The sequence below is a fragment of the Rhizobium sp. P1_C7 genome, assembly GCF_056406295.1.
On the sequence record NZ_JBFUAL010000054.1, the window covers coordinates 1 to 4,266 of the forward strand.

Below are 4,266 nucleotides of genomic sequence, written 5' to 3' on the forward strand. Positions count from 1 at the left end.
CAAGTGCTGTGCGTCGCCAGGCGAAAAGCTGAGAGGGATCCATGCCATGGGCGCGGGCGACTGCAGATACATTCGCACCGGGAGCCAGCGCCTCGTCGAGGATCACCGCCTTTTCCTCCTCGGAGCGATACCTCGGCTTTCGCCGCTTCCGCACCGGCCCTGCCGTCAGAATTTCAAACGTCGGACCATGATTCACATCTTCGCTCATAGAATTCCCCGCATGATTCATGCTGAAAATGAGCGATTTTCTTTCCCCACGCTACGTGGGGTGACCTAAGCGCTTACGGAGCAACAGTTCGATCATCCGGCGCATCAGATAGCCTGAGAGTGGCTTCATGCCCAATTCATTGACAATGGACATCAGAGCGTCGAGACGACCCCATCTAGCGGTTCGCGAACAGTGAGCTTCTATGTCTGCGCCTAGTTCTGAAACTAGAACCTTCCACATGATCGAGGCCGTGAACCATCCAGCCTGGAGAGAACGTTACCGTAACCTATAGCAGCGCGCCGCATGTGCGCTTCAACGTTTTGGAGGGATCGCTGTCACTATCTGCCTTGCCAAGATCTCCGCGCCGGCTCGGGTGAGATGAGCGTAGTCATAGTAGAGAAGGTTGTCTTGGTCATCCACGGCTGGGCACGTAGTGGAACTGCATTGCGTGTCCAGCATAGGGATATATTTGCCACCGGAACCGACGACGATCGCTTGTAGCTCGGTATCCAATTGTCTCTGGCCAGCGAGGAGATGGGTAGCGAGTGCTCGGTTAGCGTCGGCGACGCTTCCTGCTTTGATCAATATATCGGATACGTTTTCGTCAAAGGATGCCCTGACGCCAACGACGTAAACGTTAGCCCCCCGAGCGAACAGCTGTTCGACAAGTTCCTTGAGGCCCGAAAGGTGGCCTTCGTTCCAATTGCCGGTAACAACCACCGAGTCGTAGTGGTGCTTTTCAATCAAGGCCAACCGTGTTGAATTGAAATCTTGGCAATTGGCCGTTGATTTGAGGTGACCAGAAACAGATATGGGCGCGCAGCCAGCATAACTCGCATGCGCAACGTGGGTATCTGTTCCGCCGAGGAGGTCGCGCATTCCGACCACGGTCTCGATCCCGAAGCTGTCGCCGAGAACCAAAACGTTTCGCGCGGCTTTAGGATCTGGGACCAGGCAACCTGCCTCATCAAAATCTGATGGCAGCATAGTATCGGAAAGCGCGCACCTTCCGAAATCCGACATCGCGGCGATATCGTTTCTCTCAAGCTTCGATGCTTCGACAATCATCATCAGGCGCCGTTCATACATCTGACTGAATCCGTTGGAGCCCCAAAACAACGCGCATGCAGCGATTAGGCCGGCCTGGGACAGCGCTGTCAGCCAGAGCACGTTCTCCGTTTTTGTGCTTCGCTGACTACCATGAAATCGAAGGGGTGTTTCCACGCACCTGTAGAGCAGATCACCAAGAATAATACTAGCGATGAACAGCGTGCCAGCTGACTGCAACGAAACAGCGTGTCCGGAAATGCCTGATGTGAATACCACAAGTGGCCAGTGCACTAGGTAAATCGAATAAGCACGTCGGCCGATAAATACCATTTCTCTGTTGCCGAAGACACACTGGGCAACCTGCGAGCGCATTCCGACAAGAAAGATTGCCGCGCCCGCGACCGGCAGAACGCCGCCGTAAAAGTAGTGACCAGAGCCGGTGGCTGTCGCCGCAACCGCCAAGATAGCGATGCTGCCTACGACGGTGGCGACATTGGAAGAGACCCCGTCGAACTCCCATCGTGCAACGCCGAGCATCGCGCCCAGCCCTAGTTGGTAAACACGAAAAGGCGCAAGGTAGAAGGTGGCGGACGGATTGGATGAATTGGCAAAATGCGTCGCCGCTAAAGACAGCACCGATACGAGGGCAATGCCCGCCAGTATGGCTCGCTGGCCGCCTAGCTTGTGAAGCCCCCAGATAAGCAGTGGCCATATCAGGTAGAATTGCTCTTCCACCCCGAGCGACCACATATGCAGAAGCGGCTTGGTAGAAGAATCGCCATCGAAGTAATTGGAATTAAAGTAAAAGAATATATTGGCTGCCGATAGAAGAGCCGCCAGGCCAGACTGCGCGAAATCCGATAACTGACGCGGTGACAGCAAAAGCAGAGCAGCAGCCGACGAAATGAAAAGCGTGGCGACCATGGCCGGAATAAGGCGTGCGAACCTCCGCTTTAGGAAGGAAATGTAGCTAAATGTCCCGTTGGTAAACTCGCGGACTAGGCCCTGTGTAATGATGTATCCTGATATGACGAAGAATACGTCCACCCCCGCAAATCCCCCGGGCAGCGCTGCTGGGCTGATGTGGAAGAGGAGGACAAGTAGAACTGCGAGCGCCCTCAATCCGTCAAGCGGGGCGATGTAGCCGGCCTTGGAGACACTGCCGCTACCTGTCTCGCCAACCGCTATATCCGTCATAAACCTTGCGCCCCCTAGAACCACTACGCATTTTTTTCCTCTCTCCTATCTGCCGCCTGAGTTGCTTGTCTAGTCCCAGATTACAACACTGTGCAACAATTCGACGATCATTGGGCCGACATGGATTGTAGACACCGTCGTGGTCTATGACGCGGGCTTCAACGAGGCCGCATAGTTCAAGCAGATGGTGCCAGTCGCGGCCGTTACGCGCGAGCCGTGAGGCGTCGAAGCATAAAACGGCACCAACTTTGCCCGCGCATAACAGGGCGGCGAGACGATCGAAGCCGGGGCGCGCAACAGTTCCGCTAGCAGAGCGCCCGAGGTCATCGCGATGACCTCGACGTCGAGAAAGCCGCGCTGTCGTGCGACATTGACCTGCCACTGAAGTTTCATCCGGCTGCGATTAGAGCCTCGGCGGTTCTGAACCGCCCCAGGTTTCTGGACCAGCAGAAGCTGGAGTTTTCCGGCTTATTCAGGGAGGCGGGCTGGTTGCGCTTCCCGATTTCGTCAGCGAGATCGGCACTTTGTTGCCAATTGCGCCATGCGGCCGAACCTCATTGTAGTCTTTACGCCAATCCTCCATCTTTTCGCAGGCATCCGCAAGGGTTAGGAACCAGTGTTGGTTCAGGCACTCGGCTCGAAAGCGGCCGTTAAACGCTCCAATGAACGCGTTATCGATCGGCTTGCCTGGGCGTGAGAAGTCTAGGGTCACGCCCTTGGCATAAGCCCACAGGTCGAGATCGCGCGACACGAACTCCGTCCCCTGATCAACGCGGATCGTCGTGGGATAGCCAACCTGGCGGCACACCCGTTCGAGCGTTTGCACGACATCTTCACCGCGATAGCTGTGACGCGGATCAAGCACTGGCACGTAGCGCGAGAAGGTGTCGACCACCGTCAGAACGCGCAATTTCTTACCCGTTGCGAGTTGGTCGTGAACGAAGTCCATCGCCCAGACGTCGTTGGGTCCGACGGCCATTTGCCGATCCTCCCGAAGCTTGGCTTATACCCTTCGCTTAGGTGTCTTATTCCGCAACTGGAGGCCCAAGCCTCTGTAAATGCGATAGGTTCGCTTGATGTTGGTGCCCCAACCCTCGCGTTCCAAAAGCACATGTACACGACGAGACCCGTATCGCACGCGTGTCTCGCAGATCTCGCGGATACGACGTTCCAGAGCGGCCTGATCGGCACGGCGAGAGGTGTTGACCTGCCACTGAAGTTTCATCCGGCTGCGATTAGAGCCTCGGCGGTTTTTGATACGCCAAATGGCGCGATGGGAGCAACCGGCGGAAACGCGAAGCTTCCACATTGCGTAGCGTTGGAGCCGGTTGCGGCGATGATCCCGGCATAGTGAAGCCCTACTGGCGGAGATTGCCGTCTCCAAGCATTCCGAACATATGCCGCTCAACCGGCAGGCCGAGGTCGTGGCGCGACACGGCGTGCCGATCGACCGCACGGTGCTGGCCGATTGGATGGGGCGCACGGGCAGCGAAATCGCACCGGTGGTCGACCACATGGCCAAACGGCTGCTGTGGGAAAGCACGCGGCTCTATGTCGACGAGACAACAGCTCCGGTTCTTGATCCGGGGCGAGGTAAGACGAAGACCGGTTATCTCTGGGCCGTGTTGCGTGACGACCGCGGCTGGAATGGCTCCGCGCCGCCGGGCGTGGTGTTCCATTACCGGCCCGGGCGTAAAGGCGAATATGCCGCTGAAATCCTCGACGGGTTCAACGGGACAATCCAGGTGGATGCCTACGGTGGCTATTCGCACCTCGCCACGTCGGACCGGATGGGTGGCGTTCCCTTGAAG

2 protein-coding genes and 4 pseudogenes are annotated in these 4,266 nt (G+C 57.0%); 1 reads left to right on the forward strand and 5 read right to left on the reverse strand.

Features of this window, described 5'->3' with window-relative positions:
* From AC1D2R_RS32000 to AC1D2R_RS32020, 5 genes and pseudogenes are all read right to left on the reverse strand, one after another.
* Positions 1-208, reverse strand: a 208-nt coding sequence (locus tag AC1D2R_RS32000) for a transposase (RefSeq protein ID WP_477973838.1), incomplete at its 3' end; no start/stop codon positions are given.
* A gap of 312 nt (positions 209-520) precedes the next feature.
* Positions 521-2,455, reverse strand: coding sequence for an acyltransferase family protein (locus AC1D2R_RS32005; protein WP_477973840.1), 1,935 nt, complete (start codon positions 2,453-2,455; stop codon positions 521-523).
* Positions 2,424-2,830: pseudogene (locus AC1D2R_RS32010) on the reverse strand (recombinase family protein); the annotation flags it as partial. The pseudogene AC1D2R_RS32010 and the gene AC1D2R_RS32005, both read right to left, overlap by 32 nt.
* Positions 2,831-2,927: 97 nt before the next feature.
* Positions 2,928-3,659, reverse strand: a pseudogene (locus AC1D2R_RS32015) (IS3 family transposase); the annotation flags it as partial.
* 17 nt (positions 3,660-3,676) lie between these two features.
* Positions 3,677-3,805 (reverse strand): annotated as a pseudogene (locus tag AC1D2R_RS32020) (IS3 family transposase); the annotation flags it as partial.
* Between AC1D2R_RS32020 and AC1D2R_RS32025 the strand changes: the two are divergent.
* Positions 3,805-4,266, forward strand: a pseudogene (locus AC1D2R_RS32025) (IS66 family transposase); the annotation flags it as partial. The pseudogenes AC1D2R_RS32020 and AC1D2R_RS32025 overlap by 1 nt on opposite strands.